The 587-nt window shown below is 63.7% G+C and carries 1 protein-coding gene; it reads left to right on the plus strand.

Annotated elements, in window-relative coordinates:
- A partial coding sequence (locus KW825_RS20245) for a VCBS domain-containing protein (RefSeq protein WP_218330237.1) occupies window positions 1-587 on the plus strand: 587 nt, incomplete at both ends.

Genomic DNA, 587 nt, shown 5'->3' on the forward strand with positions numbered 1-587 from the left:
GTGGTCATCACCATCACCGGCACCAACGATCTGCCGGTGATTGCCGGCGACGACCACGGCGCGGTGACCGAGGATGCCAGCAATCCGACCCTGACCGACAGCGGCACCCTGACCCTGACCGATCTGGATGCGGGCGAGGCGGTGTTCAAGGCCGGTACCGGTACCCCGACCGGCAGTGTGCTGGGTAGCCTGACCATCACCACAGATGGCAAGTGGAGCTATGAAGTCGCCAACGACAAGGTGCAGTACCTGGCTGCGGGCGAGACCAAGGTGGAGACCTTCACCGTGCACAGTGCCGATGGCACCAGCCACGAGGTGGTCATCACCATCACCGGCACCAACGATCTGCCGGTGATTGCCGGCGACGACCACGGCGCGGTGACCGAGGATGCCAGCAATCCGACCCTGACCGACAGCGGCACCCTGACCCTGACCGATCTGGATGCGGGCGAGGCGGTGTTCAAGGCCGGTACCGGTACCCCGACCGGCAGTGTGCTGGGTAGCCTGACCATCACCACAGATGGCAAGTGGAGCTATGAAGTCGCCAACGACAAGGTGCAGTACCTGAAAGAGGGTGAGACCAAGGT

Origin of the sequence: Aeromonas sp. sif2433 (genome assembly GCF_019218705.1) — a bacterium.
Classification (GTDB): domain Bacteria; phylum Pseudomonadota; class Gammaproteobacteria; order Enterobacterales; family Aeromonadaceae; genus Aeromonas; species Aeromonas encheleia.